This window comes from Streptomyces alkaliterrae, from assembly GCF_007097205.2.
Lineage (GTDB): Bacteria > Actinomycetota > Actinomycetes > Streptomycetales > Streptomycetaceae > Streptomyces > Streptomyces alkaliterrae.
Genome location: NZ_VJYK02000496.1, coordinates 1 through 2,533, shown reverse-complemented (window position 1 = coordinate 2,533; position 2,533 = coordinate 1). Strand labels below are relative to the sequence as shown.

The 2,533-nt window shown below is 67.7% G+C and carries 4 protein-coding genes and 1 pseudogene; all 5 read right to left on the bottom strand.

Annotated features, from left to right (window positions below; all coding sequences use genetic code 11):
- Window positions 1-239: pseudogene (locus tag FNX44_RS26045) on the bottom strand (hypothetical protein); the annotation flags it as partial.
- An 8-nt stretch (window positions 240-247) separates the two neighbouring features.
- Window positions 248-829 (bottom strand): hypothetical protein, encoded by a 582-nt coding sequence (locus tag FNX44_RS26040; RefSeq protein ID WP_228450250.1) that lies wholly within the window; start codon window positions 827-829, stop codon window positions 248-250.
- 28 nt (window positions 830-857) lie between these two features.
- Window positions 858-1,424: a pilus assembly protein TadG-related protein gene (locus FNX44_RS26035; RefSeq protein ID WP_323369677.1), complete on the bottom strand. Its 567-nt coding sequence runs from the start codon at window positions 1,422-1,424 to the stop codon at window positions 858-860.
- Between the two features lie 23 nt (window positions 1,425-1,447).
- Window positions 1,448-1,627: a Flp family type IVb pilin gene (locus FNX44_RS26030; protein ID WP_143651429.1), complete on the bottom strand. Its 180-nt coding sequence runs from the start codon at window positions 1,625-1,627 to the stop codon at window positions 1,448-1,450.
- Window positions 1,628-2,007: 380 nt separating this feature from the next.
- The coding region (locus FNX44_RS26025; RefSeq protein ID WP_153507747.1) for a response regulator at window positions 2,008-2,533 on the bottom strand (526 nt) is incomplete at its 5' end.

The following is a 2,533-nucleotide window of genomic DNA, read 5'->3' as shown; positions in this document are numbered from 1 at the left end:
TCCCCGCCCAACCCGCCTTCCTCGACCACCTGCACGATGTCGATCACCCGGGGCTTGGCCAACGTCGCCCCGTCCCGCATCAGCAGCTTCGGCGAGTTCACGTCGATCTCCACCGGCGGCTCGTCGTTGGCCGGGCCCCCCGGCCCGTCCTCCGCGAAAGCGGCCGGCGCGCCTCCCAGCGTCAGTACCGCCGCCGCACAGAGAACGGCGGCGCCACTCACACCCTCACGCCAGTTCATCACGTGGATCACCCCTCCGAAAGCTCAACGCGGGCGGGGGACATCGAGGGAACGTGGAACTCGATGGTCTTCACGTCCTTGGGCGGCGCCGGGAACTGAGCGAAGACGGGCCGGGTTTCGCCGGACTTGACGTCTGAGAGACCAGTTGTGCACAGACACTGGCCGTCGGTGTCCCTGAGGACCAGATAGCGCTTCTTCCCGTTCGGGTCGACCAGAGTCGCCCCTGCAATCGAGGACTTCGACTTGATCGCTGTCTCTCCGGAAACCCACTCGGCAGCCCGGAACGTCCGTTCGCCCTTGTTGGAAAGGGTCCCGTTCACCGTGACAAAACCGCCGGAGTCGCGTACCGCCGAGTGGAGGGCGATCTCGATCCCGTTTGGACCCTTGAGTTCTCCGACAACCTGCTTGGTGTCAACACCATCCGGCGCTGCAGGAGACTCCGCCTCCTTTCCTGCACTCGGCTTCTTCGGATCGTCCGAGCCGCTCCCGTCATCGTTTCCTCCACCGCACGCGGTGAGGGCGAGCAGTGAACCGACAAGCAGCATGGTGACCCTGGCACCTATCGCGCCGCCGGTCTTCTTCCTGAGCATGGGTTCCTTCCCCGAGTCAGATCCGGCCTCACCGAACCAGACGAACAGTGAACAGTTCGCCCAGCCTGGGCAGCGAGTCAGGCTTTTCCGGATCGATAGTCACAGTCTTACCGCGGCAGCTGAGTACGATTTCGACGACGGTCTCGTCCTCCTCTTCGGCGTCCTTCAGCGTGCACCTGCTCTCTATGACTGCGCGAGCCGTGGCCTTCGAGTAGGTTCCTTCCGTGCCGGGGATCACTGTGTTTCCCACGGACTCCCGCGATCTGACCGTCACCGCGAAACCATTTCCCGGCGCGTTGACACGCGTGCACGACTCAGAGTTCGCCTTGTTCTTCGCGGCGAACCGGTCGGCGGCGGCACATCCTGAGGAGGTGAGGAAAAGGCGGCCGTTCACGAGATCCACGAGGTCGTCGCGGTTCAGGTCCGGGCCGACAAGGCGTTCGCCGATCTGGTCACGCGCGTCACTGGCCGCGGCGAGTGCTGCCGCGTCCGCAGCCCCCTGAGCGCCGTTTCGGTTGGCGGCGGCTTGGCCAACCGCGAAATAGGCAAGCGCGAGGAAGAGCAGTGCCCCCACCGCCGTGACATATGCCGGTATGGCTTGCCCGCGGTCGTCACCCGTCAGTCGCCGCCGGTGACCTTCTCGATCTGGTCGCCGATCGCATTGGCGATGGCGGTGCCGAAGTCCGTAGCCAGCAGTACGACGATGATCGCTGCCACCACGGCGAGGATGCCCAGGTACTCGATGGCCGTCTGGCCGGTGTCGGTCTTGAGTTGGTGGCGCCGCTTCAGGAGCTTCATGCTGGTCGTCTACCTCTCCGGGCCGGGCCGTTGGCTGGGCCGCCGCTGGGCCGCCGTGGTCGGCCGTCAGCGGGGCGGCCGGGGCGGTGCTGTGGGGTGTGCGAAGGGCGTCGGGTTCGTACGGGGACGGTGTGTGCGTCCGAAGTCGCCCGGCTTGGTGGTTCTTGACACTCCGCCCGGCGTTCAAACGGTCTTCGGGAAGCGGTGTGTGACGGGCGGCTGGTCGCCTGGCGGGCGGCATGGCGTCTCCTCCCCCGGTCGCTTCCCCGGCTCTGCTCCTCGTCGCCCACCGCCAACGGCCGCGCGCGACGCGCCTCTTCAGAGAGTGACTGTGCCACAACAGGCTGCGCACGCGAAACGGTCTGCGGGAAAAGCTCTGGTCACAGATCAGTGGAGGCGGCCCGTCGGAGCTCCGGCCCGGTGGTCGTGACGGGTGTGGCGGCACGTACGGCGTCGACGGCCGTGCCGAGCTCTTCGGCGGTGAAGTCGCCGTGGACGAGGTAGCCGAGGGCCCCGAGACGCAGTGCGCGTTGCAGGACCTCGTTGTCCTCCCGGCGGGTCAGGAGCAGGGTGGGTGCGAGGCGGAGGAGGTCGGTGAGATCCTGGTCGGTGCCGGGGGCGGCGGCGTGGGTGTCGAGGAGGACGACGTCCGGTCGGTGGTGCAGGGCCGCTTCATGGGCCTGGCGGGTGTCTGCGGCCTCGGTCACGCACGGCGTCGTGAGGGCGGTGCGGAGGGCGGCGCGGCTGACGGGGTTGTCGTCGACCAGCAGGACGTGGCAGCCGGCATCGTCGGGCGTGGCTGAGCCGAGCGCGGGGGCGGCGGCCGGAGGCCGCGCCGTGGGGCTGTGTTCGGCGCTGTGTGGTTCCGCCGCGTGGGAGGAGGTGTGTTGGGAGCTGTCTCTTATA

Excerpts from the sequence above, each read along its gene's own strand:
- FNX44_RS26040 (WP_228450250.1), bottom strand. The coding sequence starts at position 829 with ATGCTCAGGAAGAAGACCGGCGGCGCGATAGGTGCCAGGGTCACCATG.
- FNX44_RS26030 (WP_143651429.1), bottom strand. The coding sequence starts at position 1,627 with ATGAAGCTCCTGAAGCGGCGCCACCAACTCAAGACCGACACCGGCCAG.